This is a genomic window from Pseudomonas sp. BIGb0558 (assembly GCF_024807515.1).
Taxonomy (GTDB): domain Bacteria; phylum Pseudomonadota; class Gammaproteobacteria; order Pseudomonadales; family Pseudomonadaceae; genus Aquipseudomonas; species Aquipseudomonas yamanorum_A.
The window spans coordinates 110,823-136,320 of record NZ_JANUEW010000015.1; the positions used below are offsets into that span (position 1 = coordinate 110,823).

Annotated in this window: 25 protein-coding genes; 9 read left to right on the plus strand and 16 right to left on the minus strand. The window is 63.0% G+C overall.

Going from position 1 to position 25,498, the window contains the following annotated elements; genetic code table 11:
* Positions 1 to 5: 5 nt before the first annotated feature.
* On the minus strand, positions 6 to 476 hold the full coding sequence (locus M2400_RS19135) for a RidA family protein (RefSeq protein ID WP_259201355.1): 471 nt from the start codon (positions 474 to 476) through the stop codon (positions 6 to 8).
* A gap of 290 nt (positions 477 to 766) precedes the next feature.
* Here M2400_RS19135 and M2400_RS19140 point away from each other — a divergent pair, with 290 nt between their 5' ends.
* Entirely contained in the window at positions 767 to 1,198 is a 432-nt protein-coding gene (locus tag M2400_RS19140; protein WP_177046709.1) for a nuclear transport factor 2 family protein, read from the plus strand.
* 297 nt (positions 1,199 to 1,495) lie between these two features.
* On the opposite strand, the gene M2400_RS19145 is transcribed toward M2400_RS19140, so the two are convergent.
* A complete protein-coding gene (locus tag M2400_RS19145) occupies positions 1,496 to 2,824 on the minus strand; it encodes a PLP-dependent aminotransferase family protein (protein WP_259201231.1) in 1,329 nt (442 codons plus the stop codon).
* Between the two features lie 92 nt (positions 2,825 to 2,916).
* Here M2400_RS19145 and M2400_RS19150 point away from each other — a divergent pair, with 92 nt between their 5' ends.
* Positions 2,917 to 3,807 (plus strand): DMT family transporter, encoded by an 891-nt coding sequence (locus M2400_RS19150; RefSeq protein ID WP_259201232.1) that lies wholly within the window; start codon positions 2,917 to 2,919, stop codon positions 3,805 to 3,807.
* Here M2400_RS19150 and M2400_RS19155 read toward each other — a convergent pair.
* The gene (locus tag M2400_RS19155) at positions 3,804 to 4,958 is read right to left on the minus strand and encodes an MFS transporter (protein WP_259201233.1); all 1,155 of its coding nucleotides are present in this window, start codon (positions 4,956 to 4,958) and stop codon (positions 3,804 to 3,806) included. The two genes, M2400_RS19150 and M2400_RS19155, sit on opposite strands and share 4 nt — an antisense overlap.
* 41 nt (positions 4,959 to 4,999) lie before the next feature.
* Complete coding sequence (locus tag M2400_RS19160; protein ID WP_259201234.1) at positions 5,000 to 5,554, minus strand: YceI family protein; 555 nt, start codon at positions 5,552 to 5,554, stop codon at positions 5,000 to 5,002.
* Between the two features lie 118 nt (positions 5,555 to 5,672).
* Between M2400_RS19160 and M2400_RS19165 the strand changes: the two genes are divergently transcribed.
* Both M2400_RS19165 and yghX read left to right on the plus strand, forming a co-directional pair.
* On the plus strand, positions 5,673 to 6,167 hold the full coding sequence (locus M2400_RS19165; protein ID WP_177121007.1) for a PaaI family thioesterase: 495 nt from the start codon (positions 5,673 to 5,675) through the stop codon (positions 6,165 to 6,167).
* A gap of 44 nt (positions 6,168 to 6,211) precedes the next feature.
* Positions 6,212 to 7,099, plus strand: a complete 888-nt coding sequence (gene yghX / locus M2400_RS19170) for a YghX family hydrolase (RefSeq protein ID WP_177046719.1) — start codon at positions 6,212 to 6,214, stop codon at positions 7,097 to 7,099.
* 137 nt (positions 7,100 to 7,236) lie between these two features.
* On the opposite strand, the gene M2400_RS19175 is transcribed toward yghX, so the two are convergent.
* Positions 7,237 to 8,421, minus strand: coding sequence for a DUF2252 domain-containing protein (locus M2400_RS19175; RefSeq protein WP_259201236.1), 1,185 nt, complete (start codon positions 8,419 to 8,421; stop codon positions 7,237 to 7,239).
* Between the two features lie 224 nt (positions 8,422 to 8,645).
* Here M2400_RS19175 and M2400_RS19180 point away from each other — a divergent pair, with 224 nt between their 5' ends.
* The gene (locus tag M2400_RS19180) at positions 8,646 to 9,908 is read left to right on the plus strand and encodes an aspartate aminotransferase family protein (protein ID WP_259201237.1); all 1,263 of its coding nucleotides are present in this window, start codon (positions 8,646 to 8,648) and stop codon (positions 9,906 to 9,908) included.
* Entirely contained in the window at positions 9,905 to 11,407 is a 1,503-nt protein-coding gene (locus tag M2400_RS19185) for an APC family permease (protein ID WP_177130261.1), read from the plus strand. Before M2400_RS19180 ends, M2400_RS19185 begins: the two co-directional genes overlap by 4 nt.
* 13 nt (positions 11,408 to 11,420) lie before the next feature.
* On the opposite strand, the gene M2400_RS19190 is transcribed toward M2400_RS19185, so the two are convergent.
* The 3 genes from M2400_RS19190 to M2400_RS19200 all read right to left on the minus strand — a co-directional run bounded on the left by M2400_RS19190 (position 11,421) and on the right by M2400_RS19200 (position 13,575).
* Entirely contained in the window at positions 11,421 to 12,314 is an 894-nt protein-coding gene (locus M2400_RS19190; protein WP_259201238.1) for a LysR family transcriptional regulator, read from the minus strand.
* Between the two features lie 85 nt (positions 12,315 to 12,399).
* On the minus strand, positions 12,400 to 12,666 hold the full coding sequence (locus M2400_RS19195) for a hypothetical protein (protein ID WP_259201240.1): 267 nt from the start codon (positions 12,664 to 12,666) through the stop codon (positions 12,400 to 12,402).
* 33 nt (positions 12,667 to 12,699) lie between these two features.
* A complete protein-coding gene (locus M2400_RS19200) occupies positions 12,700 to 13,575 on the minus strand; it encodes a LysR family transcriptional regulator (RefSeq protein WP_177046729.1) in 876 nt (291 codons plus the stop codon).
* A 132-nt stretch (positions 13,576 to 13,707) separates the two neighbouring features.
* On the opposite strand from M2400_RS19200, the gene ampC reads away from it, so the two are divergent.
* On the plus strand, positions 13,708 to 14,859 hold the full coding sequence (gene ampC, locus M2400_RS19205) for a class C beta-lactamase (protein WP_259201241.1): 1,152 nt from the start codon (positions 13,708 to 13,710) through the stop codon (positions 14,857 to 14,859).
* Between the two features lie 137 nt (positions 14,860 to 14,996).
* On the opposite strand, the gene dctM is transcribed toward ampC, so the two are convergent.
* From dctM to M2400_RS19245, 8 genes are all read right to left on the minus strand, one after another.
* A complete protein-coding gene (dctM, locus tag M2400_RS19210; RefSeq protein ID WP_010169752.1) occupies positions 14,997 to 16,277 on the minus strand; it encodes a C4-dicarboxylate TRAP transporter large permease protein DctM in 1,281 nt (426 codons plus the stop codon).
* Entirely contained in the window at positions 16,277 to 16,909 is a 633-nt protein-coding gene (locus M2400_RS19215) for a TRAP transporter small permease (RefSeq protein WP_177078672.1), read from the minus strand. The genes dctM and M2400_RS19215 overlap by 1 nt, the downstream gene beginning before the upstream one ends.
* A 174-nt stretch (positions 16,910 to 17,083) precedes the next feature.
* Complete coding sequence (locus M2400_RS19220) at positions 17,084 to 18,067, minus strand: TRAP transporter substrate-binding protein (protein ID WP_167664734.1); 984 nt, start codon at positions 18,065 to 18,067, stop codon at positions 17,084 to 17,086.
* Between the two features lie 252 nt (positions 18,068 to 18,319).
* Positions 18,320 to 19,135, minus strand: a complete 816-nt coding sequence (locus tag M2400_RS19225) for a CoA ester lyase (RefSeq protein ID WP_177078671.1) — start codon at positions 19,133 to 19,135, stop codon at positions 18,320 to 18,322.
* A 14-nt stretch (positions 19,136 to 19,149) separates the two neighbouring features.
* Positions 19,150 to 20,346, minus strand: a complete 1,197-nt coding sequence (locus tag M2400_RS19230) for a CaiB/BaiF CoA-transferase family protein (protein ID WP_259201242.1) — start codon at positions 20,344 to 20,346, stop codon at positions 19,150 to 19,152.
* A 9-nt stretch (positions 20,347 to 20,355) separates the two neighbouring features.
* Complete coding sequence (locus M2400_RS19235) at positions 20,356 to 21,705, minus strand: MmgE/PrpD family protein (protein ID WP_259201243.1); 1,350 nt, start codon at positions 21,703 to 21,705, stop codon at positions 20,356 to 20,358.
* A 10-nt stretch (positions 21,706 to 21,715) separates the two neighbouring features.
* Positions 21,716 to 22,879 (minus strand): acyl-CoA dehydrogenase family protein, encoded by a 1,164-nt coding sequence (locus M2400_RS19240; RefSeq protein ID WP_177046740.1) that lies wholly within the window; start codon positions 22,877 to 22,879, stop codon positions 21,716 to 21,718.
* Between the two features lie 31 nt (positions 22,880 to 22,910).
* Complete coding sequence (locus tag M2400_RS19245) at positions 22,911 to 23,729, minus strand: MaoC family dehydratase N-terminal domain-containing protein (protein ID WP_259201244.1); 819 nt, start codon at positions 23,727 to 23,729, stop codon at positions 22,911 to 22,913.
* Positions 23,730 to 23,931: 202 nt separating this feature from the next.
* Between M2400_RS19245 and M2400_RS19250 the strand changes: the two genes are divergently transcribed.
* Together M2400_RS19250 and M2400_RS19255 are read left to right on the plus strand one after the other, a co-directional pair.
* Complete coding sequence (locus tag M2400_RS19250) at positions 23,932 to 24,843, plus strand: LysR family transcriptional regulator (RefSeq protein ID WP_177046744.1); 912 nt, start codon at positions 23,932 to 23,934, stop codon at positions 24,841 to 24,843.
* Between the two features lie 34 nt (positions 24,844 to 24,877).
* Positions 24,878 to 25,363 carry a GFA family protein gene (locus M2400_RS19255; protein ID WP_259201245.1) on the plus strand — a complete coding sequence of 162 codons (486 nt, stop codon included), beginning with the start codon at positions 24,878 to 24,880 and terminating at the stop codon, positions 25,361 to 25,363.
* Positions 25,364 to 25,498 lie beyond the last annotated feature (135 nt).

The window sequence follows — 25,498 nt, forward strand, 5'->3', positions numbered from 1 at the left end:
TGGCGTCAGTCCCTTGCCACAGCAATCATGTCGATTTCCACCGCCGCGCCCTTGGGCAGTTGCAGCACGCCAACCGAGGTGCGCGTATGCGACCCGGCCGCCCCCAGAATCTCGTTCAACAGGTCGGACGCGCCGTTGGCCACTTCGCTTTGCTGGTCGAAGTCCTCCGCGCTGCGCACGTACACATTGATCTTCAAGATCGCCTTGACCTGATCCAGCGAACCCAGTGCCTGCTTGAGCAACCCCAGGCACCGCAGTGCGCTGACGCCCGCGGCAATTTGTGCGTCGGCCAGGCTGAGGCTTTCGCCGACCTTGCCGGGCAGCACGATGGCGTCACCCACCCGGGGGATCTGGCCGCTGATGTAGATGTGATGGCCGTCCCGCAACAACGGCGTGTAGTTGCCGCCGATCTTGAACTCGTTGAGCTGGTAACCGAGGCGCGTCATGGCCGCCGCGTACTTTTGATCCGGTGTCATGTGTTGTTGTCCTTATTGGCTGTTGCGGCGCTGCCATTCATCCGCCGCATCGCCCATGGTCTTGGGGATATGGGTGCTTCGGCCACAGCATAGCCATGTGCCATTTGCTCGGGAAGTACTGGCGACTATTTCGCAAGTGATAGGACAACCAATGCCATTCGATAGCGCCTATATCCAGGACCAGGAGAAATTTCACTTTCCTTGATCACCTGAAATACGGCATGGTTGTACGACGACCACAAGAGCCCTCCTGTGTCGTACCAGTACCCCACAACAACAAGGAAACACCCATGCAAAACGTCAAGGTTCTGATTGGTTTTCTGTGCCTGTTCAGCGGCTACGCGGCCGCCGCGCCTGCCGCAAGTGACAAGGATGTAGCCGCTGCGGTCGATCACCTGACCCAGGCCATGCTGCACAAGGACATCCCGCAACTGCAGGTACTCACCGCCAACAACCTCACCTACGGCCACTCCAGCGGCAAGATCCAGAACAAGCAGGAATTCATCGCCGACATTGAAACCGGCAGAAGCGGTTTCAAGACCCTGGAAATGCAGAAACAGACCATCACCCTCAATGGCGACACCGCCCTGGTGCGCAACCACTTTTCCGCCCAGGCGGTGAACAGTGGTGTTGAGGTGCCTACCGAAATTGAAAACTTCCAGGTCTGGCAGAAGCAGAAAGGCAAGTGGCTGCTGATTGGGCGCCAGGCTTACAAGTTCTGATAGCAGGCGGATGCTTTCCTGTGAGGGGGGAGCTTGCTTTGGTGAGGAGTTTGCAGTGGGGAGGGAGCTTGCAGTGAAGAGGGAGCTGCTGTGAAGAGGGAGCTGCTGTGGCGAGGGAGCTTGCTCCCGCTGGAGTGCGCAGCGCTCCCGCTTTTTTTGGGGCCGCTACGCAGCCCAGCGGGAGCAAGCTCCCTCGCCACAGCAAGCTCCTCACCACAGCAAGCTCCTCATCACAGCAGCTCCCTCGCCACTTAGCAGACTCCCTCGCCACAGTCATATCAAAGGCCATCAGGAGGCCTAGTACGCCTCCACCGCCCAGCGCACCTTCACCAGCGCCTCGCGCAGCACCTCCCGGTCCACCGAGCCCAGCGCCACACGCAAGGCATGGGGCACGTGGGCCGAAACAGCAAACGGTTCGGCGGTGGACACCGAGATGTTTTCCCGCGCCAGCGCCATGGTGATCTGGTCGGCGCGGGCGTCTTCCGGCAAGGGCAGCCACAGGAAATACGAAGACGGATGGCGGATCACATTGAGCCCCGCCAACACCTCATCGGCCACCACCTGGCGAGCCCGGGCATCCTCGCGTTTTTGCGCTTCCAGCTGCTGCACCGTGCCGTCGTCGATCCATGCGGCGGCAACAGCGGTCATCACCCCCGGGGTATTCCAGGTGGTGGCCATGACCGTACGTTCCAGCGCCGCCATCCACTGCTGAGGCGCGGCCACGAACCCCACCCGCAGCCCAGTGGCGACACTCTTGGACAGCCCCGATACATACACCGTGCGCTCCGGCGCCAGTTCGGCCACAGGCGGCGGCGCGTCCTCGGCTAAAAACGCGTAGGCAGCGTCCTCGATCAGGATCAGGTCATGCCGGCGGGCAATCGCTACCAAGTGCTCACGTTGCGCCATGCTCATCACCCAACCCAGCGGGTTATGCAAGGTCGGCATGCTGTACACGGCGCATACCGGGCGCCGGGCACAGAGCTTTTCGAGGAAGGCCAGGTCCGGGCCGGTCGCGGTCACCGGGATCGCGACGATTTCCAGATGCAGCGTCTCGGCCACTACCTTGAACCCGGAATAGGTCAACGCATCCACCGCCACCACATCGCCGGGTTTAAGCAGCGACATCATGGTCACCGCCAGCCCGTGCTGGGCCCCGCTGACGATCAGCACCTGCTCCGCGTGCACCGTCAGCCCCCGGCTCGCCAGGTGCCGCGCCACCGCCGCCCGCTCATGCAGCCGGCCGGCGTGGGGCTGGTAGCGCAGCAGTGCCGCCAGGTCGCCGGACAGCGCCAATTGGCGCAAGGCAGTGCGCAGCAGGTCGGTCTGGCCCGGCAACGACGGGTAGTTGAAGTTGAGATCGATCATGCCCGCCGCCACGGCAATCTGGCCGACGCCCTGCCCCGGCGACAGCGCAATTTCCCGCACAAAGGTCCCGCGCCCGGTCTCGCCGCTGACCAGGCCCATGGCCTCCAGCTCGGTGTACACCCGGCTGGCTGTAACCAACGCCAGGCCGTGGCTCGCGGCCAACTGGCGGTGGGTTGGCAAACGGGCACCCGCCGCCAGCGTGCCGGAGCGGATATCCCGGGCGAAGGTGTCCACCAGGGTCTTGTAGCGGGCGCGAGGCATAGGCGATGTATCCATGACAATTTTTTGATTGTCTTAATGGTGAATCATAGGATGCGAAGGACGCAACTTATCCTTCATCGAGCCCGACGCCCATGGAACGCACCACCCACCTCAACACCCAGGAACACAACGCCAGCGGCTGGCTCAATGGCTTTATCGGCGTGGTGATCTTCAGCGGCTCGCTGCCCGCCACGCGCCTGGCGGTGCTGGAATTCGACCCGGTGTTCCTGACCGTCGCCCGCGCCACCATCGCCGCCCTGCTCGGCCTGTGCCTGCTGTGGCTGTTCAAGGAAAAACGCCCGGCCCGCAGCCATTTGCTGCCCCTGGCAATCGTCGCGCTGGGGGTGGTGATCGGCTTTCCGCTGCTTACGGCATTGGCCTTACAGTACGTCACCAGCGCCCACTCCATCGTGTTTGTCGGCCTGCTGCCGTTGGCTACGGCGGTGTTTGGCGTGGTGCGCGGCGGCGAGCGGCCCAAGCCGGTATTCTGGTTGTTCTCGATCCTGGGCAGCCTGCTGGTGGTCGGCTATGCCGTTGCCCAAGGCTTGAGCGCCGCGCCCGCCGGGGATTTGCTGATGCTGCTGGCAATATTGGTGTGCGGCCTGGGTTATGCCGAAGGCGCCAAGCTGTCGCGCACCCTGGGCGGCTGGCAGGTGATCTGCTGGGCGCTGGTGGTCTCGCTGCCGATCGTCGCGCCGCTGACGGCCATCCTCAAACCCGCGTCGTTCACCGGCATCAGCCTGCCGGCCTGGCTGAGCCTGGCCTATGTGTCGCTGTTCAGCATGCTGATCGGGTTTGTGTTCTGGTATCGCGGGCTGGCCCAGGGCGGTATCGCTGCCGTGGGGCAACTGCAGTTGCTGCAACCATTCTTCGGCCTGGCACTGGCGGCGACGCTGCTGCATGAGCAAGTGAGCCTGGGCATGCTGCTGGTGACTGTGGCGGTGATTGCCTGCGTGGCGGGCGCGAAGAAGTTTGCGCGCTAGTCGGCCTTCCTCAACATCAACAACGCGATAAACAGCCCGCCGGCCACGCCGACACTGATCATCAAGCCATGAGGGCTGACATAGGACACCGTCGCCCCCGTGGCAATCGGCCCGAGCACGCTGCCCAAGGTGTAGAACAGCGCAATCGCAGTCATCGCGGTAGACACTTGGTGCTCGGCCACCCGGTCTCCTGCCTCGATCACCGCCAGGGTGTTCATGCCGCCAATCGCGCCGCCCCATACAAACACGATCAGCGCCGACAGCCACGGCAGCCCTTGGCTGAACGGGATCGCCAGGGTGCCCAGCAGCACCACCAGGCCACAGGCCAACTGGCCGGTCTTGTACGAACTTTTATCCGCCATCCAGCCAATGGGCAGTTGCAGCACGGTGCCGCCGAGGCCGAATACCGAGATCAACAACGTCGCCGCCGCCAGCACATAGCCCGCCGAAAGGCTGTAGGCGCCAAGGAAAGATACCGATGAGGTCTCCGAGAACCCGGCGATAAACGCGCCGCACAAGGCCACCGGAATCACGCTGAACAGTTTGCCGTGGCGTTTCTCCGCCGGTGTTTTCGGCCGCGAATCGTGCCCTTTCAAGCTCAACGCAAGGCCACCGGACAGCAGCACGATAGCCGCACAGGCGTAATAGGGAATCGCACTGTCGACCCCGAACACCACCAGCAGCAAGGGCCCGACGGCAATCCCCAGGCCCATCAGGGTTTCGTGCACGCCAATGGCCCGGCCGCGTTCGCTGTCGGTGGCCACGGAAACGATCCAGGTATCACAGGCGATCCAGCGCAGGATCAAGCCGATGCCCAGCACAAAGTTCAGGGCGAACAGCAGCACCAGCTCGCCGGTCAGCGTCATGCCGATCAGCCCCAGCACGGTCAGGACCACACTCAGCAGATTGGCCTTCACCAGCCCCAGGTGCCCCAACAACCGCGGCACGATCTTGTACAGCAACAGGATCGCGATCCACGATGCGCTGACGATCACGCCGATTTTCGCCGGGTCCACGCCCTTCTGTTCCAGGGACAACGACAGCAACGGCGTGATGGTGCCGATCTGCACGATCTGGGACAGCACCGACAGGGTGTTGATGCGGGTCAGGGCCAGCCAGCGTTGTCTGTCGCTGTAAGCAATATCATCCATGACGTTACCGCCTTGATTCAGAGCTGCCAGAATCTCAGCTCTCAGCGTTCAGGCGCAACCATCTTGAACTTGATGACGATCTCATTGGACACCACGCTGTCCGCCCACTCCCCCGCGCCGATCTTGAAGTCGTCGCGCTTGAGCACGAATTCGCCGTCGAACACGCCGATGCCGCTCTGTTCCTTGAGGGCCACCTTGACCTCCACCGGTTTGGTCTGGCCCTTGAGGGTCAGGTTGCCGCTGAACAGGTAGCGGCTGCCGCCCAGGTCGGTGATGTGGGTCGAGGTGAAGGTGCCCACCGGGTAAGTCGTCATGTCGAACCAGCCGGGTTTGGGCAGTTCGGTGTTGGCGTCGTCGCTGCCGGCGTTGATGCTCGGCAGCTGGATGGTCAGCACGGTGCTGGCGGCAGCAGGGTTTTGCGTATCGAAACTCAGGGCTGCCGAATAGGTGCCAAAGGTGCCGTACACCTGCTGGCCCATCTGGTCATAGGTGAAACTGATGGTGCTGGCCGCCGGGTTGACGTCGGTGTATTCCACGGCATACGCATTGAACAGGGTGCCGAGGGTAAGGAAGGCCGCTAGCAATCGACGTTTCATGGGATTCTCGAGTGGGAATGGAACACGCTGTGCACTGCTAACAGCGTAGGTGCTGGATTTATTCACGCCCCTGGCATTAGGCTCATGCCGGATGGAACTCAAACAACAAGGAGCCACGATGCCCGCGCTTTCCCTGCAAGACACCACCGCCCCCGAAGGCGTCTGCTACGGCTGCGGCAGCAGCAACCCCCACGGCCTGCACATCAAGAGCCGCTGGGACGCCGACGGCATCCACGTGATCGCCGAGCACCAGCCCGACGCCCAATACTGCGGCTGGCCCGACCTGGTCTACGGCGGCTTGATCGCGATGCTGGTGGACTGCCATTCGAACTGGACCGCCATGGCCTACCACTACCGTGCCGAGCAACGCGAACCCGGCAGCCTGCCGCGTATCGACTGCGTGACCGGCAACCTGGGGATCAAATTCATCAAGCCGACCCCGATGGGCGTGCCGCTGACCCTGCGTGCGAAAGTCGAAGGTGACGTGGGGCGCAAAAGCCGCGTGGTGTGCGAGGTGTACGCCGATGGCGTGCTGACGGCGATCGGCGATTCGGTGTTCGTGCGGGTCGACACCGGGCAATTGGCCGCCGCTGCCCATGGCCGGGAAGCCTGATCCTGGTCTACATTCAGTCCCACCGCTAATCGAGGACGCCACCGATGACTCGTCTGACCGCCAAAGACTTCGCCCCTGAACTGCTGGAGCTTTACGACGGCTACGCCCACGGCAAGATCAACCGCCGGGAATTTCTCGACCGTGCGGCACTGTTCACCTTCGGCGGGCTGACCGCGTCGGCCCTGCTCGCCGCCCTGAGCCCCAACTACGCCCTGGCCGAACAGGTGAAATTCACCGACCCGCAGATCGTCGCCGACTACATCACCTACCCGTCACCCAAGGGCAACGGCACGGTGCGCGGCTACCTGGTGCGCCCGGCCAAGGCCACCGGCAAGGTGCCGGCAGTGGTGGTGGTGCATGAGAATCGTGGGTTGAACCCGTATATCGAAGACGTGGCCCGTCGGTTGGCCAAGGCCGGGTTTATTGCCCTGGCGCCGGACGGCTTGACCTCGGTCGGCGGCTATCCCGGCAACGATGAGAAAGGTGTGGAACTGCAGCAGAAAGTCGACCCCGAGAAACTGATGAACGACTTCTTCGCCGCCATCGAATGGTTGATGCATCACGATTCAAGCACCGGCAAGGTGGGGATCACCGGGTTCTGTTATGGCGGCGGTGTGACCAACGCGGCGGCGGTGGCCTATCCGGAACTGGGCGCGGCGGTGTCGTTTTACGGGCGCCAGCCGGAGGCCAAGGATGTGCCACGGATCAAAGCGCCGATCATGCTGCACTACGGCGAACTGGATACGCGGATCAACGAGGGCTGGCCGGCGTACGAGAAGGCGTTGAAGGCGGCGGGTACCACGTACGAGGCGTTTATCTACAAGGGCGCCAATCATGGGTTCCACAACGATTCGACGCCGAGGTATGACGAGGCGGCGGCGAATCTGGCGTGGGAGCGGACGTTGGGTTGGTTCAGGAAATACCTGGCCTGAACACAGCGCTCAGGTAGGACCGGGCTTATGTGGGAGCCGGGCTTGCCCGCGATGGCATCACCTCGGTGTGTCAGATACACCGCGGTGATGCCATCGCAGGCAAGCCAGCTCCCACAGTGATTCAGCTGTTTCCCGGGTCAGTGCTCCAGCGCATACCGCCGGCAGTGGTTGAGATACCCTTCCTCATGGCTCCCCACCAACTGCACCACACTGGTCCACAGCCACGGCGGCGCATCCAGCTGCTTGGAGCGGTTCTCCTGCAACATCGCCATCCAGTCCTTGCGCGTGTCCCGATCCATCTGCCGTGCATGGGCCACGCCCACCACCCGCGCGAGGTACCCGGCCGCGTGCATCGCATCAATTTCACTCAGCTCATCCAGCTCCAGCTTCATGTCCTGGGGCAGCAATTCGCGGATGAAAAAACCGTGATCCAGGAACCGCGTCGCCAACATTCGCCCTCCCAACGCCGGTGAAAGGTGCCGCGCGCCCTCCACCACCCGCCGGCCATTATCCCTGGGCATCTTTGCCCGGGCCGCACGCGGAGCAGCAGCGCCTACTGCTTCCTTGATATCGAGCAGGCAGTATTCCTGATCCGACTTGTCTCCTACTCCCAGCAACACCGCATAGCGCAACAGCCCAAGGGAGCTGCAGCCCTTGACCCAATAAGCCGAGTCCAGCAGCTCGACCGTGTCGTCGTTGGAGCGGCCCTTGAGCGAAGTCACCAGCCGGTGGATTTCATCCGACGCACACAGCGTTTCCAGGGCTGATTTTTCCGCCCGCGACAACGACCAGAAATGCTTGCCCAACGGAATCGTCGGCCGGGTGTTTTCAATGCGTTCGCGGGCCAGGTTTTTCCAGGTGCGTTCCACCGCGCTACGCATCCCGGACTTCACCTGGGACGGACGCGGCGGTGCCTCGTCGGGCTTGTCCTTAAATGCCTGGGCGTAGCCCACCATCATCTCTTCGAGCATGCGGGCGGTGGTCACCCCCGGCAAATCCGAGCCCCGGGCAGCAGTGGCCAGGGACAACGCCAGGCGCACCAGGTCATGGGCCGGGTTGCCGATCACCGCCTGGTCAAGGTCGCGGATATGCATGTCGATCCGGCCCTTGGTGTCGCCCGTAGGCCCAAGGTTGCCGGCGTGGCAGTCGCCGCAGATCCAGATCGCCGGCCCGTGGGGCAAGCGCCGGCCGTGCTGGCTGTGGAGCCACTCATAAAACTGAACCGTACTGCCCCGCACATAAGCGTGGGCGGAGCGCGCCATCTTCAGGTTGCGCAGTTGCGTGAGGTGAGGCATTCGCGAAGAAGGACGCGGAGTTTTCATGAAAGTACTCGTCGTGGAGATACGGTAGAGGCTGGCCCGCGACAAATGTTTCATTTTGTTTCAAAGGATTTTATTAATAAGCCACGCCAAATAATCCCACTGCAATCGGTCTTTCTATTCCTCCCGTCCCCGGGACTAGCATCGGGTCAACTCGATGCAGCGAGTCACAACCCTAACTGCACACATCCCCAAACACTGCCGCCCTAACAAAAGAGATAAAGCAGATGAATGAAGTGATGAACACCGCACCCTCCAGGATCAACCTGGTCAAGGCCCGAGGCTCGCTGGTATGGGACGACCAGGGCAAGGAATACATCGACTGTACCGCCCAGGCCTGGTCAAACAATTTGGGGGCCAATGACCCTCGGGTGGTGGAAGCCGCCGTCGCGCAATTGCGCGAAATGACCCACATCCGCCCCAACTTCGGCTCCCCCGCCCACACCCGGCTGGTGAAGAAACTGCGGGAAGTTTCCCCCGGCGCCCTCAACCAGATGGGCTTTGCCCTGCATGGCAGCCTCGCCGGTGAGATGGCGATGAAACTGGCCTTCAAGAACCGCCCCGGCGCGCAGAACCTGCTGGTGCTGCAAGACGGCTACCACGGCCGCTCCCTGGCCACCCTCGGCGCGAGCTGGCCCCATCCGAACAACCCGTTTTTGGCGATCCAGCCGCGCTTCACCCGCGTGCCACACCCCAACCCCTACCGCACCCGCCTGGGCATGGACCCGGAAACCGAGTCGCAGTTGTGCCTCGGCCTGCTGGAAGAAACCATCCTCAAAGGCGTCGACGGTGGCGTGGCCGCCGTGATGATGGAGCCGATCCAGGGCAATGGCGGGCATATCGAATTCCCCCGCTCCTACTACAAGGGCGTACGCGAGATCTGCGACCGCCTGGGTGTGCTGCTGATTTTTGACGAGGTACAAACCGGCTTCGGGCGCATGGGCACGATGTTCGCCGCCGACTATTACGACGTGCTGCCCGACATCATCGTGTTCGGCAAAGGCGTCGGCGGCGGCTTCCCCCTGGCCGGGATCCTGGCCGACGACAAGCTCAAGTGGTTCGACGAAGGCGAAGAAGCCCTGACCTTCGGCCACTTCCCCGTCTCCCTGGCCGCCGGCTACGCCACGGTGGAAGCCATCGTCGCCGACAACCTCTGCGAAAAGGCGCGGGACTCCGGCGAGTACATCACCGCCCGCCTCAAGGAGATGCAAACCCGCCACCCGTTGATCGGCGACGTGCGCTGCCCCGGGCTGATGGCCTCCATCGAACTGGTCAAGGACCGCACCACCAAAGAACCGGCCTGCAGGGAATCCCAGGAGGTGTATCGCCTTGGGGTGGAGCGCGGCGTATTGTTTGGCGAAAGCCGTTACGCCGGGCTCGGCAACCTGATCAAGGTCAAGCCGCCGCTGGATATCGAACGCCCGTTGCTGGCCAAGGCCCTCGACGTGCTGGACGAAGTGATCGGCATCATCGAGGAGCAACGGCCATGAGCACATTCGTCGAAAACACCGTGACCGCCCCGCCGAATGCCCAGGCCCCGCTGTCCAGCGATGACGCCGACCTCGCCAGCCTCGGCTACGAGCAAAAGATGCACCGCACCATGAGTTCGTTCACCTCGTTTGCCCTGGCCTTTTCCATGGTCTCGATCAATACCGGGGTGGTCACGCTGTTCGCCGACCCGTTCAACCGCGTCGGCGGTATTGGCATCCTTCTGTGGCTGCTGGTGATCCCGCTGGTGTGCTGCATCGTCATGGTCTACTGCCACCTGGCCGGGCGCATTCCGCTTACCGGCTACGCCTACCAATGGTCCAGCCGGCTGGCGGGCAATCACTTCGGCTGGTTTACCGGCTGGGTCGCGTTCACCTCGTTTGTGGCGGGTACTGCAGCCACCTCGGCGGCCATCGGCACGGTGTTCGCACCGGAGATCTGGGCCAACCCCACACAAGGCCAGATCCAGGGCCTGAGCATCGGCGCGACGCTGGTGGTGGGCCTGCTGAATATCTGCGGGATCCGCCTGGCCACGCGCATCAACGACATCGGCGCGATCATCGAAATCATCGGCACGGTGCTGCTGGCGATTGCGTTGTTCTTCGGGGTGTTTTTCTTCTTCGAACACACCCAGGGCGTGGCGATCCTGACCTCGGCGCAGCCGGTGAGCGGCGGCACCGTCAGCTTCACCACCATCGCCCTCGCCACCTTGCTGCCGGTCTCGGTGCTGCTGGGCTGGGAAGGCGCGGCGGACCTGTCGGAGGAAACCAAGGACCCACGCCGCGCCGCTCCCCGGGCGATGCTGCGAGCGGTGCTGGTGTCCAGCGTGCTGGGCTTCGTGGTGTTCGCCTTGCTGAGCATTGCGATCCCGGGCTCGGTCAGCGAGCTGCTCAGCCACAGCGAAAACCCGGTGATCAATATCGTGCGCCTGCAACTGGGCAACGCCGCCGGCGTGGGCATGATCGTGATCGCCTTCGCCTCGATCCTCGCCTGCCTGATCGCCAATATGGCGGTGGCCACGCGCATGACCTTTGCCCTGTCCCGGGACAACATGCTGCCGGGCTCCAGGGTGCTGGCGAAGATCAACCCGCACTTCGGCACGCCGGTGGGCGCCATCGTGCTGATCACCGCCATCGCCGTGCTGCTGAACCTGGCCAGCGGCGGGTTTGTCACGGCGATCTACTCGATGGTCGGCCTGACTTACTACTGCACCTACCTGCTGACGCTGATTGCCGCGTACCTGGCCTATAAAAACGGCCGGATGCCGGGGGCGCCTGCGGGCGTGTTCAGCCTGGGCCGTTGGTTGCTGCCCATGATCATCCTCGGTGGCCTGTGGGCCATCGCGGTGATCCTGACCCTGAGCGTGCCGGAAGAAAGCCACACCGGCGCCATCACCACCGGGGTTACACTCGGCGTCGGTGTGCTGTGGTGGTTGTTTTCGCTGCGCACGCGCCTTAACAATGGCAGCGCCGGGCCGAGCAGCAAATTACTGGATCAGTAGGAGCCCCTCCTGACTAACGTCGGCTGCTCGCCACTTCCATCGCCAACTCGGCAAAGTTGCGTGCCGCCACACTCGGCTGTGGCGGCAACGCCACTGCCACTTCACACATCGGCATATCGCTGATCACCGGGAACGCCAGGCCAGGGCGCGCATAGAAGCGTGCAGTGGACAGCGCGGTGATACTGATCCCGCGCTCTGAGGCCACCGCCTGCAACTCGGTCTCTACTGTTGAGGCTTCATGGACGATCCGTGCCGGCTGGCCGTTGCGGTACGCATCGGCGGTCCAGAAACCGCGCCACACGCCAACACCCGGTGCGGCAATGATCGGCTCATCCAGCACATCATAGATGCTCACGCTGCTCTCCCCGGCCAACCGATGGCTGGACGCCAGGCACGCCACGCACGGTTCGGTCACCAGGGTGTGCAACTCGATGTCCGCCAGGCCCAGCGGCGGGCGCAGCACCGAGACATCCATGCCTTCGTCGATCCCGGCATGGGGCGAGCCGAAGTCATATTCGCGCACCACCAGTTCGATCTCCGGGTAGCGTTTGGCGAACACACTGAGGATTTGGGGCATCAGGTCTACACCGGCGCCGATCAGGAAACCGATATTCAATGAGCCGCGTACGCCGCGTGCATGTTCGTGGGCGGTGCGCACCAGGCGGCTGACGCCGTTGACGATTTCCCGCGCCTCAACCAGTAACGCTACGCCGGCGTCGGTCAGTGCCACGTTGCGGGTATTGCGCTGGAACAACTGCACATCCAGCAGCGCTTCAAACTGGCGGATGGTCTGGGACAGCGCGGGTTGCGAGACATGCAGGCGGGTCGCCGCGCGCACAAAACTGAGCTCTTCGGCGACTACCACGAAGGCCTTGAGTTGACGGATGTCCACGCCGGAAGTTTGCATTGCAGCCTCTTATGATCAGTCGGCAGACCGAGTGGGAGAATAACCTGTGGTGAGAGAGCTTGCTGTGGTCAGGGAGCTTGCTGGGTCAGGGAGCTTGCTGTGGCGAGGGAGCTTGCTCCCGCTGGGTTGCGTAGCAGCCCCAAAAAAAAGCGGGAGCGCTGCGCACTCCAGCGGGAGCAAGCTCCCTCGCCACAGCAAGCTCCCTCGCCACAGCAAGCCCCCTCACCACAGCAAGCTCCCTCACCACAGCAAGCTCCCTCACCACAGCAAGCCCCCTCACCACAGCAAGCCCCCTCACCACAGCAAGCCCCCTCACCACAGCAAACTCCCTCACCACAGCGAACTCCCTCACCACAGCGAACTCCCTCACCACAGGTCGCAGGACCTAATTCACAGCCATTTCGCGCAACCATGCCTTGAACGCCGCCATCGCCGGTGTCTCGGCCCGCGACTGCAAGCGCGTCAACCAGTAACTGCCGGTGGTAATGCCCACCTCGAACGGCTGGCGAATCACATCCGTCGCCAGCTGCCGGCTGAACATCATCGCCGGGGCCAACGCCACACCTGCACCTTGCAGCGCGGCTTCCATCATTGCCAGGGATGAATCAAACACAATGCTGCGGGGCACCAGCGTGTCAGCCGGCAGCCCGGCAGCCTGGAACCATTGCGTCCACTCATCCGCGCGGTAAGAGCGCAGCAAGGTGTGCTTCAACAGGTCCGCCGGGGCCTGCAACTGGCGGGCAATCTGCGGCACGCACAGCACTGTCAGCGGCGCTTCGAGCAACTGGCACGCCTCGGTGCCATGCCACGCTCCAGCGCCAAAACGGATCGCGTAATCCAGCCCCTCGGCGGCCACATCGACCCGGTTGTTGTTGGTGGACAATCGCAAGTCGATAAACGGGTAGCGCGCCTGGAAGTCCGCCAGCCTGGGCAACAACCAGCCCACCGCAAAGGTGCCCACCGCGCCTACCGTCAACACTTCGCGGTAATGCCCGGCTTCAAACTGGCCTAAGGTTTGCGCAATCCGGTCAAAGGATTCACGCAGCACCGGCAACAAGGTTTCGCCTTCGCTGGTGAGCATCAGGCCCCGGGGCAAGCGTTTGAACAGCGTGACATTGAGCTGCGCCTCCAGGCTTTTCACCTGGTGACTGACCGCCGCCTGGGTGACGCACAGCTCAATCGCGGCCCGGGTAAAACTCAAATGCCGCGCAGAAGCTTCGAAAGCCCGCAGCGCGTTGAGGGGCAAATGGGAACGGAGCATAACCTGACCCTAAGTTTTCTAATGACTGCTGCGAGATATCATCGTTTGTCGTAGCCGCACAATCTGCCTAAATTTGCGGCGCCCGCGCAGGTATTGGTCATCAACACATCACCTTATGGAAGCCGGATCATCATGTACGAACGTTCTTCAAAAGCACCAAGAGTCGCCATACTCGCCTTATTGCTCGGCGCGGGCAACTGCATGGCGGCCACAGACCTGCGCCAGGTCGTGGACGGTGCCATCGAACCGCTGATGCAGCAGCAGGACATTGCCGGCCTGTCGGTAGCGGTGATCCAGAACGGCAAGGCGCAATACTTTAACTACGGCGTCGCAAACAAGGACAGCCAGCAACCGGTCACCGAAAACACCCTGTTTGAAATCGGCTCGGTGAGCAAGACCTTCACCGCCACCCTCGCAGGCGTTGCCCTGGCGAACGGCAAGCTGAAACTCTCGGACCCGGCCAGCCAGTACCTGCCGGCGTTGCGTGGCGACAAATTTGACCACATCAGCCTGCTGAATCTCGGCACCTATACCGCCGGTGGCCTGCCACTGCAATTCCCGGATGAGTCCGATAACGCCAGCAAGATGATCAGCTATTACCAGCACTGGAAACCGGATTTCGCCCCCGGCACCCAACGCCTGTACTCCAACCCGAGCATCGGCCTGTTCGGCCACCTCGCCGCCCAAAGCCTGGGCCAGCCGTTTGACCGGCTGATGGAGCAAACGCTGCTGCCCAAACTCGGCCTCAAGCACACCTTCATCACCGTGCCAAAGGCGCAGATGAACCTGTACGCCCAGGGTTACGACAAGGCCGGCAAACCGGTGCGTGTCGGCCCGGGCGCCCTGGACGCCGAGGCCTACGGCATCAAGACCAGCACCTCGGACCTGATTCACTACGTTGAAGTCAACATGCACCCGGCCAAACTGGAAGAGCCGCTGCAACAGGCGATTGCCGCGACGCACACCGGTTATTACACCGTGGATGGCATGACCCAGGGCCTCGGCTGGGAGATGTACCCCTACCCGATCAGCCTCGACGCCCTGACTGCCGGCAACTCGGCGCAAATGGCCTTCCAGCCCCACAAGGTCAACTGGCTGACACCACCACAAGCGCCCCATGCCGACACGCTGGTGAACAAGACTGGCGCCACTGGTGGCTTTGGCGCCTACGTGGCGTACGTGCCGAGCAAAGGCCTGGGGGTGGTGATCCTGGCGAACAAGAACTACCCGAACGCCGAACGGGTGAAAGCGGCTCATGCGATCCTGAGTGCGATGGATAAATAAAACCCTGCACACATCAAATGTGGGAGCGGGCTTGCCCGCGATGGCGGTGTATCAGTTGGCACATGTGCTGGCTGACACTCCCTCATCGCGGGCAAGCCCGGCTCCCACATTGTTTTGTGGTGTGCTTTAAGTTGGGTTTACATCCCCAGCCAGTGCGGCAAGGCCAGCGAGATGAACGGCAGGTAGGTCACCATGATCAGGAACACGAGCAGGATCATCAGCCACGGCAACGCCGCGCGGATGGTCTGGCCCAGTGTCAGCCCGGTCACCGCCGAGGTCACAAACAGGTTCAGCCCCACCGGCGGGTGCACCAGGCCAATCTCCATGTTGACCACCATCACGATCCCCAGGTGAATCGGGTCGATCCCCAGCTTCATCGCGATCGGGAAGAAGATCGGCGCCAGGATCAACACGATGGCCGACGGCTCCATAAAGCTGCCCGCCACCAGCAACACCACGTTGACCATGATCAGGAAGCCAATCGGCGTCAGGCCTTCGGAGATCACCCACGCGGTGATTTCCTGGGGGATCTGCTCAGTGGTCAGCACGTGGGCGAAGAGCATGGCGTTGGCGATGATAAACATCAGCATGATCGCCAGGCGCCCGGACTCCAGCAGGACTTTGGGGCAGTCCTTGATCTTCATGTCCTTGTAGACGAACAGCGCGACAAACGCCGAATACACCGCCGCCACCGCCGCCGCTTCCGTCGGGGTGAACATGCCGCTGTAGATGCCGCCCAGGATGATCACCAGCAGCAGCAAGCCCCAGAACGCCCGGCGGGCACAGGTCAGCCACTCGCGGAAGGTCGCCCGTGGCTGGGCCGGCAGCTTCTTGATGCGCGCGACGATGTAGATCGCGACCATCAGCATCAGGCCCAGCAACAGGCCCGGGATCACCCCGGCCATGAACAGCTTGCCCACCGAGGTTTCGGTGGCCGCCGAATACACCACCATCACAATCGACGGCGGAATCAGGATGCCCAGGGTGCCGGCGTTGCAGATGATCCCGGCGCCGAATTCCTTCGGATAGCCCGAGCGCACCATGCCCGCCACGGCAATCGAACCCACTGCGGCCACCGTCGCCGGCGATGAGCCCGACAGCGCGGCAAACAGCATGCACGCCAACACCGCCGCAATCGCCAGGCCGCCGCGGATGTGCCCGACGCAGGCGTTGGCAAAGTCGATCAACCGTTGCGCCACGCCGCCGGTGGTCATGAACGCACCCGACAACAGGAAGAACGGAATCGCCAGGAAGGTATAGGCGTCCGAGGTTTCAAACAGCTTGATCGCCAGGGAGCTCACCGAGTCCGGGCTGAACATCAGGATCGACACCGCGCCCGACAAGCCCAGGGAAATCGCGATGGGCACGCCGAGGAACATGAACACGAACAGCAGCAAAAACAGACACAGAACGGCCATCAGTGACGCTCCTCATGGCTGCCGGCCAACTTGCTGGCTTCACCGGCTTCGTCGGCCAGGCCCAGCCCGGTTTGGCGGTGGGTGAAGATGCGATAGAAAATTTCCAGGTAGCGGATGAACACCAGGGCAAAACCGATGGGCACGATCACCACGATGTCGCTGACATCGATGCCGAACTTGTCGAGGTCTTCGGCGCCGATGCTGGCGGTCATCACCGCACTCAGCCACTTGTAGCTGGCGACCATGAACAGCCCTGCGTACGCGAGGCAGCACAGGCAGGCCAGCATGCCCAGCAGGCGCTGGACCCGGCGCGGCGTCAGCTTGACCAGGGCGTCCACGCCGAGGTGGCCGGCGGTGCGCACGCCGTAGGAGATACCGAAGAAAATCAGCCAGCCGAACATGGCCTTGGTCAGCGCCACGCTCCAGGTCATATCCTGGGCCCAGCCCATGGTGTGGTCGCCCAGGGCGTTGAAGAAGCCGCTGCTCCACGCCCACTTGTCGGCGAGGGCAAAGAACAGGGTGTAGATGTTGTTGAGCATGACGTAGACAAAAGTCACCAGGGTCATGGCGGCCAGCAGGATGGCGATAAAGCCTTCCTCCAGGTGCTCCCAGACGCGCCTTAGCGTTTGCATGGCAAAACCTCGCGAAACTGGACGGGGATATTCACGACAAGTCACTGACGAAACCGGATCAATGTGGGAGCTGGCTTGCCTGCGATGCGGGCGACTCGGTCTTTCAGGAACACCGAGGTGATGCCATCGCGGGCAAGCCCGCTCCCACAGGAGTCGGGCTGTGTCAGCGATCGGTTACTGGTTCGACGCGTCGGCGGCCTTGATCAGGTCAGCCCCGATTTCACCTTCAAACTTCTGCCACACCGGGCGCATGGCTTCGCGCCACAGCTGGCGCTGCTCGGGGGTCAGTTCGATGATTTCGCTGGTCTTGGCGTCGATGATCTTCTGCTTGGCCGACTGGTTCAGCGCTTCGGCCTGTTTGTTCACCTCGACGGTGACTTCGACCATGATCTGGTCCAGGGTGGTGCGCACGTCCGGCGGCAGGCCGTTCCAGAACTTGGCGTTGGTGATCACCATGTAGTCGATCAGGCCATGGTTGGATTCGGTGAAGTACTTCTGCACTTCGTTGACCTTCTGGCTTTCATAGTTCGACCAGGTGTTCTCGGTGCCGTTGACGGTGCCGGTCTGCAAGCCCTGGTACACCTCGGCAAAGCTCATCTTGCGCGGGTTGGCGCGGATCGCCTTGAACTGCTCTTCCAGCACGCTTGAGGCCTGCACGCGGAACTTCAGGCCACGGGCATCCTTGGGCTCACGCAGTGCCTTGTTCGACGACAATTGCTTGAGACCGTTGTGCCAATAGGCCAGGCCGAGGATGTTCTTGTCTTGCATCGAGGTCAGCAGCGCCTTGCCCTGGGCGGCCTGGAAGCGGTCGACCGCCGCCAGGTCGTTGAACAGGAACGGCAGGTCGTAGATCTGAACTTGCTTGGTGTATTGCTCAAACTTGGCCAGGGACGGCGCCAGCATCTGCACGTCTCCCAGCAACAGCGCTTCCATCTCCTTGCCGTCGCCGAACAGCGAGGAGTTGGGGTACACCTCGACTTTCACCCGGCCAGGCAGGCGCTCTTCAGCGAGCTTCTTGAACAGCAACGCGCCCTGGCCCTTCGGGGTGTTTTCTGCGACGACGTGGGCGAACTTGATCACGATGGGGTCGGCCGCCTGGGCCAGGCCCGCGGCAAACAAGGTGGCGGCGCAGAACAGCGCCCGAGAAAGCTTGAGCATGGAAATCACCTTCTTATTGTTGTGTTATAGGGGCAAGGTGCCTGATGTCACGCGTATAGAGAATTTCGAATTTTAGATACCTGCGTTCGGCGTGGACGAACGCCGACCTGGCTGACAACCGAGATCAACTGTAGGAGCTGGCTTGTGTGGGAGCTGGCTTGCCTGCGATGCAGGCACCTCGGTGCTTCAGACAAACCCCATTGATCCCATCGCGGGCAAGCCCGGCTCCCACACAAGCCCGTTCCCACATGTTTACGGTTGCGCAGCCAATAATCTTTGAGCCCGCAGCAACACCGGTGCATCGACCATCTGCCCGTCCAACTGGTACGCCCCTGCCCCATGGGCACCGGCCTCCACCACCCGCTTGGCCCACGCCAGATCCTCGGCGCTGGGGGCCAACGCCTGATGAATCACCGCCACTTGCTTGGGATGGATGCACAGCGCGCCGGCAAAACCCATTTCATAGGCATGCCGAATCGAGCGGCGCAGGCCTTCGGGGTCATCGATGGCCGGGTGCACACCGTCCAGCGGCGCCACCAGCCCGGCGGCGCGGGAATGCACGATCAAGGCCAGGCGGGCCTGGTCCAGGGCAAACTGGGCGGCCGGGGAATTGCTGCTCAGGTTCAGGTCCAGCGCCAGGTCCAGGCCGCCGAATGACAGGCGCTCCACCGCCGGCGCATGAGCGATTTCCGCCACCGCCAGCAAGCCCCGCGCACTCTCGATGATCGGCCAGATGGCCTTGCCCGTTGCCGCAACCACGGCCACCTGGGCCGCGCTTTCAACCTTGGGCAGCAACACCCCCGCGACCCCGACGTGGGCCTGACAGAACGCCACATCGGCAAAGTGCTCGGGATGCTCCGGCGCGTTGATCCGCACCCACACCCGCGCCGCCGGCGTTGCCTGCAAAAACACCCCGAGGTTGTCCCGGGCCTGGCGCTTGAGCGGCTCTTCCACCGCGTCTTCAAAGTCCACAATCACCGCATCGGCGCCACTGGCCAAGGCCTTGGCAAACCGCTCCGGTCGGCTACCCGGTACAAACAGCGCAGAGCGCACAAGAGAGGTTGGCATCGTTCAATTCCTTATCAGATAACGCCGCGTGCACGCAGGCTGTCGATGGCTTCAGCGGAGTAACCCAGCTGGTCGAGAATCCCCTGGCTGTGCTGTCCCAGCCCCGGCACCGCGTCCATCCGCGGGGTGAACGCGGCATTGCGGGCCGGTGGCAGCAACGAGGGCAACTTGCCCGCCGGGCTGTCGACTTCGCGCCAGCTGTCGCGAGCCTTGAGCTGCGGGTGGTCCCACACGCCTTGCATATCGTTGACTCGGGCGCTGGCGATCTGCGCGTCTTCCAGGCGCTGGATCACGCCCTCGGCGCTCATCTGCGCAAAGCTGTCGACGATGATCTGGCGCAGCACCTCGCGGTTTTCCGAACGCTTGAAGTTGGCCGAGAAACGCTCGTCAGTGGCCAGCTCCGGGGTGAGCAGCACCTTGTCGCAGAACGCCGCCCATTCGCGCTCGTTCTGCAAACCGAGCATCACCGTGCCGCCGTCGCCGGTGGGAAACGGCCCGTAGGGGTAAATCGTCGAATGCGCGGCACCTGCGCGCGGTGGCTGGGGTGCGCCGTCGAAGGCGTAGTACATCGGGTAGCCCATCCACTCCACCAGGCTTTCCAGCATGCTGACGTCAATGCGGCTGCCCAGCCCGGTCTTGCCCCGCAGCAACAGCGCCGAGAGGATGCCGCTGTAGGCGTACATCCCGGCGGAGATGTCGGCGATGGAGCAGCCGGCCTTGGCCATCTGGTCTTCACCCGGGCCACCGGTGACCGAGAGAAAGCCGCCCTCGCTCTGGATCAGCAGGTCATAGGCCTTTTTCTTCTCATACGGGCCACCCTCGCCGTAGCCGGAGATGTCGCAGACGATCAGCCGCGGGAAGCGCTCATGCAGCGCCTCAAATGACAGGCCCATGCGTGCGGCGGCGCCCGGCGCCAGGTTCTGCACCAGCACGTCGGCGTCGCCCAGCAGGGCTTCCAGGATGTCCCCGGCATCAGCGTGCTTGAGGTCCAGGGTCAGGCTTTCCTTGGAGCGGTTGGTCCACACGAAATGCGAGGCCAGGCCGCGCACGCGCTCATCGTAGCCACGGGCAAAGTCGCCGGCGCCCGGGCGTTCGATCTTGATCACGCGCGCGCCCAGGTCGGCCAGCTGGCGGGTGCAGAACGGCGCGGCAATCGCGTGTTCCAGGCTGACGACAGTGATGCCGTCCAGCGGTCGTTGATTAGCAGTCATGGCAGCTCCTTAAAGCCAGTGAGCCAGGGAGGCGGCGTTGCGCAGATCCCAGACCTTGTCGATCAGCCCGGCGGTTTGCGCGGGTGTGCGGGCGCCGCTGAACTGGGTCAGGCGCTGGAACTTGTCGGCCAGCTCTGCACGGTTCAGGGTGTTGCCCGGATCGCCCTTGGGTTCGTCGATGGCGCCGTGCACGGTGCGGCCATCAGCCGTGGTCACGATCACCCGGCCCAGCCAGCGCTGGGGATAGGCACCGTCGACCTCGGGATCGAGGGTCATGCTGACCTTGTCGCGAAACGCCGCCACGGCCCCGTCGTTGAGTGCCAGCTCATGAAATTCGGTCAGCCCGGCCTTGCCATGCACGGCAATCAACCCGAGCACGGTGCCCATGGAAAACTTGGCCTGGTGCACCGTCTGCGGCAGCGTCACCCGGCCCAATACGTCGATGGCGCCCTGGTGAACGCGGGTTTCCACATGGGTGATCTGGTCATGGCTGAGGCCTTCACGTTGCATCAAGTCCAGCAGCGCATCGGCGGCCGGATGGGTGTGGCGGCATGAGGCGTGGAACTTGAACGAGGTTTCCAGCAGCGCCCAGCGGCTGCCGAGGCGATCCGACAGCTTGCCCGGGGCCGCGTCGGTGGACATGCCGGCGGCCATGCCCTGGTCGCCTTCCAGAATATTGCGCGCACCGGTCAGCCCGTCGGCCGTCAAATAAGCGGCCAACAGACCATCGGCCGCCGCCTTGGCGGTGTGCAGTTGCTTGGAGTCGGCGGCATCCCGCAGGAACTCCCACAGACCGGCCGCCTGAGTACCGGCACTGCCCAGCAGGTTGATGAATTGCTCTTCGTTGAAGTCGAGTAACTTGCCCACCGCGACAGCCGCCGCGAGGGTGCCGACGGTGGCCGTGGTATGGAAGATCCGGTAGTGGGAACGGCCCATGAATTCGCCGATGCGAATCCCGGCTTCGTAACCGGCCACCGAGGCCAGCAGCAACTCGCGACCGGACTTGCCGAGGTCTTGCGCCGCGGCGAAGGCCGCCGGAAACACCACGGTCGCCGGGTGCAATACCGAACTGTTGTGCAGGTCATCCTGCTCCACCAGGTGCGACGACGCGCCGTTCACCAGCGCGGCAAAATACGCACTGCTGCTGCCCCCGCTGACGATCACCTGCGCGGGACCATTGGCCGGGCCCATCGTGCGGGCGTAACGTTCGAACAGCGGGATAGGATGCGCGCCCTTGCTGGCCAGCGCCGAGGCGAGCCAGTCGAGGAACAGGTCCTCGGTGCGGGCGAGTACCTCGTCCGGCAATTGTTCGTACGTCAACTCGGCGAGGAACCGGCACAGCGCTTGGGTATGGCTCATGGTCGGTTCCTCAGAAGCTGCGTGGCAGTTCGAGCAGATGCTCGGCCACATAGGACAGGATCAGGTTGGTGGAGATCGGCGCGACCTGATACAGGCGGGTCTCGCGGAACTTGCGCTCCACGTCGTATTCACAGGCAAAGCCGAAGCCGCCGTGGGTTTGCAGGCAGGCGTTGGCCGCTTCCCAGGACGCCTTGGCTGCCAGGTACTTGGCCATGTTCGCACTGGCCCCGGCGTTGGCGCCGCTGTCGTATTCCTCACAGGCACGCCAGCGCATCAGGTCGGCCGCTTCGATCTCGATATGCGCTTCGGCAATCGGGAACTGCACGCCCTGGTTCTGCCCGATAGGCCGGCCAAACACCACGCGGTCACGGGCATAGGCGCTGGCTTTCTCGATAAACCAGCGACCGTCGCCAATGCACTCGGCGGCAATCAGGGTGCGCTCGGCGTTGAGGCCGTCGAGGATGTAGCGAAAGCCCTTGCCCTCCTCGCCAATCAGGCTGTCGAGGGGCAACTCCAGGTTGTCGAAGAACAGCTCATTGGTCTCGTGGTTGACCATGTTGGCGATGGGCTGCACGGTCAGGCCGTTGCCGATGGCGTCCCGCAGGTCCACCAGGAAGATCGACATGCCTTCGGACTTTTTCTTCACCTCGGCCAGCGGCGTGGTGCGGGCCAGCAGGATCATCAGGTCGGAATGCTGTACTCGCGAGATCCACACTTTCTGGCCGTTGATCACGTACTTGTCGCCACGCTTGATGGCGGTGGTCTTGATCTTGGTGGTGTCGGTGCCGGTGGTGGGCTCGGTCACGGCCATCGATTGCAGGCGCAGTTCGCCGCTGGCGAGCTTGGGCAGGTAGAAGCTTTTCTGCGCTTCGCTGCCGTGGCGCAGCAGAGTGAACATGTTGTACATCTGGCCGTGGACGGTGCCGGAATTACCGCCGCAACGGTTCACTTCCTCAAGAATCACCGAGGCTTCTGCCAACCCCAGGCCCGAGCCGCCGTACTCTTCCGGGATCATTGCCGACAGCCAGCCGGCGTCGGTCAGGGCCTTGACGAAGGCTTCGGGGAAGCCTTTTTCTTCGTCAATCCTGCGCCAGTAAGCCGCGTCGAATTCGGCGCACAGGGCGCGCACGCCTTCGCGGATGGCATTCAGTTCTTCGTTGTCATTGGGGTTCATTAACGGCTCTCCGCCTGTTGTTCTTGGAGGTTTATTCGAAATGCAGTTCGGCGCGCTGGGCCAGGCCGTCCGCGTTGCCGGCCCAGAGTTCAGCCACGCCCGGCGCGGTGATGCGCCCGCCGACTTCAAAGGGTTGCGGGGCAATCAATGGGCGCACGCCGCGATAGGAGAAACGGCGCAACGTGGCCTCGGGGTTTGCGCGGCAAAAGGCGCGCAGGCTAAGGGTGGCGATCAGCGGCCCGTGCACCACCAACCCCGAGTAACCTTCGGCGCCGGTGACGTAGGGGTAGTCGTAATGGATGCGGTGGCCGTTGAAGGTCACGGCGCTGTAGCGAAACAACAGGGTGGGCGTCGGGTCCACCGCTTCGCGCCAGGCACCGTCGGGAAGCACGTCACCACTGCCTTGCTTGGGCGGCGTGGGTTCGCGGTAGACGATGTCCTGTTCTTCGCGCAGGGCCAGGCGGCCGTCCTGGGAATAGTCGTGGCGCACGGTGACGAACAACAGCGAGCCGGTGCGACCGGTTTTTTCTTCCACCTGGGTGATGGTGGAGACGCGGGTGGCGGCCTCACCGGCCCGCAACGCATGGAAGAACTCGATACGCCCGCCGGCCCACATGCGATTGCGGTTATCGGCCGGCGGCAGGAAGCCGCCACGGGCCGGATGGCCGTCGCCGCCCAGGGCGGATTCCGGCAGCGGGTCCTGGAAAAAGCACCATTGCCACAGGGGCGGCACCGCTTCGCCGTCCGCCGGTACGTCTTCGCCAAAGGTGGCGGCGATGCGTTTGAGCAGGTTGTGGCTCAAGTGGTCGTGGGCTGTTTCGCTACGGCCGATCCAGTCTGTGGCGCTCATCAGGTACATGTCCTCGGGCAGGGAATCTGAGCCGGATCATGCAAGGGCGTAGCCGTTCTGAGAATTTGCATTTCAATAAAGCAGCGTTCGGCTATGCTGAACGCCATCGCCCATAAAAAGATCTCAAGAACCCGGATGATCAATGTGGGAGCTGGCTTGCCAGCTCCCACATGGGTTCTTCGTCGCTGCCCCGGAGCCTTCCATGCACTTTGATCTGGCGGACTTACGCCTGTTTATCCATATCGCCGAATCCCCCAGCCTGACCCAGGGCGCCAAGCGCGCGTTCCTCTCGCCGGCCGCCGCCAGCGCGCGGATCAAGGCCCTGGAAGGCCAACTCGACACGCGCCTGCTGTACCGCGACAGCCGTGGCGTGGAAATCACCCCGGCGGGCGAACGGCTGCTGCACCACGCGCGGCTGATCATGCGCCAGGTGGATTACCTGAAAAGCGAGTTCACCCAATACGGCATCGATTCAGCCGGGCACATCCGCATCTTCGCCAACACCACGGCGGTGACCGAGTTTCTCCCTGAAGTGCTGGCCGGCTTCCTGTCCCAGCGGCCCGGCGTGACGGTGGACCTGCAGGAACGGTTGTCGCGGGACATCGTGCGCGGCGTGCTGGACGGCACCAGCGACATGGGCATCATCGCCGGCCCGGTGGAAGCCTCGGGTTTGCAGGTGCTGCACTTCAGCACCGACCACCTGGTGCTGACGGTGCCGGTGGGGCATCCCCTGGCGGGCCTGCCTTCGGTGACGCTGGAGCAAACCCTGGCCTATCAACATATCGGCCTGCATGACGGCAGCACGTTGCTGAGTTTCCTGCGCGAGCACGTGGAGCGGTTGGGCAAGCATTTGTCGTTGCGCATCCAGATGTCGAGCTTCGAGGCGATCTGCCGGATGGTCGAGGCTGGCGTCGGGATCGGGATCATTCCCGAGTCGGCGGCGGTGCGGCACAGCCGGACCATGCAGTTGGTGACGGTCAGGCTGGATGAGGTCTGGGCGGTGCGCGAGCGCAGTATCCTGGTGCGGGAGTTGGAGGCGTTGCCGGGGACCATTCGTGCGTTGATCGCGACCTTGATGCCGGAGATGGAACCGCCTCGGCTGCCGGGCGCCTAAGCTAAGGTTCATCTTTTGCGAAGGAGATCTGGTCATGCAGCTTGAAGGTTCCTGCCATTGCGGCGCGGTTACGTTCAGTCTTGAGAGTGCGCATCCGTATCCCTATCAGCGGTGTTATTGCTCGATTTGCCGCAAGACTCAGGGGGGTGGCGGGTATGCGATCAACCTTGGGGGTGACGCTAAAAGCTTGAAGGTGCGGGGGCGCAAGTTGATTTCGATTTATCATGCGCGGATGAAGGGGGCTGCTGATAGCCGGGCGCATGCGAGTACGGCTGAGCGGCATTTTTGTTCGCAGTGTGGGTCGGGGTTGTGGTTGTTCAGTCCGCAGTGGCCGGCGTTGATTCATCCGTTTGCTTCGGCGATTGATACGCCATTGCCGGTGGCGCCGGAGCATACGCATTTGATGCTGGGGTCGAAGGCGCCCTGGGTTGAGGTGAGTGTTCGGGCGGGGGATCTGCAGTTTGATGAGTATCCTGAGGAGTCGATTGCCGAGTGGCATGAGCGGTTGGGGCTGGGTTGATTGATTGATTGAGTGAATATCCGTTATTTGGGTGATGGCTACTATTGGTTCCGCTCTTACAGCGGCTCACTTTTGAAAAGCGCAAAAGTAAGCAAAACGCTCTTGCCCCACCACTCGGCACCTCGCTAATGCTCG

Excerpts from the sequence above, each read along its gene's own strand:
- M2400_RS19230 (WP_259201242.1), bottom strand. The coding sequence starts at position 20,346 with ATGACTGCTAATCAACGACCGCTGGACGGCATCACTGTCGTCAGCCTG.
- M2400_RS19240 (WP_177046740.1), bottom strand. The coding sequence starts at position 22,879 with ATGAACCCCAATGACAACGAAGAACTGAATGCCATCCGCGAAGGCGTG.
- M2400_RS19150 (WP_259201232.1), top strand. The coding sequence starts at position 2,917 with ATGGAACGCACCACCCACCTCAACACCCAGGAACACAACGCCAGCGGC.
- M2400_RS19220 (WP_167664734.1), bottom strand. The coding sequence starts at position 18,067 with ATGCTCAAGCTTTCTCGGGCGCTGTTCTGCGCCGCCACCTTGTTTGCC.
- M2400_RS19175 (WP_259201236.1), bottom strand. The coding sequence starts at position 8,421 with ATGAAAACTCCGCGTCCTTCTTCGCGAATGCCTCACCTCACGCAACTG.
- M2400_RS19235 (WP_259201243.1), bottom strand. The coding sequence starts at position 21,705 with ATGAGCCATACCCAAGCGCTGTGCCGGTTCCTCGCCGAGTTGACGTAC.
- M2400_RS19145 (WP_259201231.1), bottom strand. The coding sequence starts at position 2,824 with ATGCCTCGCGCCCGCTACAAGACCCTGGTGGACACCTTCGCCCGGGAT.
- ampC (WP_259201241.1), top strand. The coding sequence starts at position 13,708 with ATGTACGAACGTTCTTCAAAAGCACCAAGAGTCGCCATACTCGCCTTA.
- M2400_RS19255 (WP_259201245.1), top strand. The coding sequence starts at position 24,878 with ATGCAGCTTGAAGGTTCCTGCCATTGCGGCGCGGTTACGTTCAGTCTT.
- M2400_RS19140 (WP_177046709.1), top strand. The coding sequence starts at position 767 with ATGCAAAACGTCAAGGTTCTGATTGGTTTTCTGTGCCTGTTCAGCGGC.
- M2400_RS19215 (WP_177078672.1), bottom strand. The coding sequence starts at position 16,909 with ATGCAAACGCTAAGGCGCGTCTGGGAGCACCTGGAGGAAGGCTTTATC.
- M2400_RS19180 (WP_259201237.1), top strand. The coding sequence starts at position 8,646 with ATGAATGAAGTGATGAACACCGCACCCTCCAGGATCAACCTGGTCAAG.
- M2400_RS19160 (WP_259201234.1), bottom strand. The coding sequence starts at position 5,554 with ATGAAACGTCGATTGCTAGCGGCCTTCCTTACCCTCGGCACCCTGTTC.
- M2400_RS19250 (WP_177046744.1), top strand. The coding sequence starts at position 23,932 with ATGCACTTTGATCTGGCGGACTTACGCCTGTTTATCCATATCGCCGAA.
- M2400_RS19165 (WP_177121007.1), top strand. The coding sequence starts at position 5,673 with ATGCCCGCGCTTTCCCTGCAAGACACCACCGCCCCCGAAGGCGTCTGC.
- M2400_RS19200 (WP_177046729.1), bottom strand. The coding sequence starts at position 13,575 with ATGCTCCGTTCCCATTTGCCCCTCAACGCGCTGCGGGCTTTCGAAGCT.
- M2400_RS19245 (WP_259201244.1), bottom strand. The coding sequence starts at position 23,729 with ATGAGCGCCACAGACTGGATCGGCCGTAGCGAAACAGCCCACGACCAC.
- yghX (WP_177046719.1), top strand. The coding sequence starts at position 6,212 with ATGACTCGTCTGACCGCCAAAGACTTCGCCCCTGAACTGCTGGAGCTT.
- dctM (WP_010169752.1), bottom strand. The coding sequence starts at position 16,277 with ATGGCCGTTCTGTGTCTGTTTTTGCTGCTGTTCGTGTTCATGTTCCTC.
- M2400_RS19155 (WP_259201233.1), bottom strand. The coding sequence starts at position 4,958 with ATGGATGATATTGCTTACAGCGACAGACAACGCTGGCTGGCCCTGACC.
- M2400_RS19190 (WP_259201238.1), bottom strand. The coding sequence starts at position 12,314 with ATGCAAACTTCCGGCGTGGACATCCGTCAACTCAAGGCCTTCGTGGTA.
- M2400_RS19185 (WP_177130261.1), top strand. The coding sequence starts at position 9,905 with ATGAGCACATTCGTCGAAAACACCGTGACCGCCCCGCCGAATGCCCAG.
- M2400_RS19135 (WP_259201355.1), bottom strand. The coding sequence starts at position 476 with ATGACACCGGATCAAAAGTACGCGGCGGCCATGACGCGCCTCGGTTAC.
- M2400_RS19225 (WP_177078671.1), bottom strand. The coding sequence starts at position 19,135 with ATGCCAACCTCTCTTGTGCGCTCTGCGCTGTTTGTACCGGGTAGCCGA.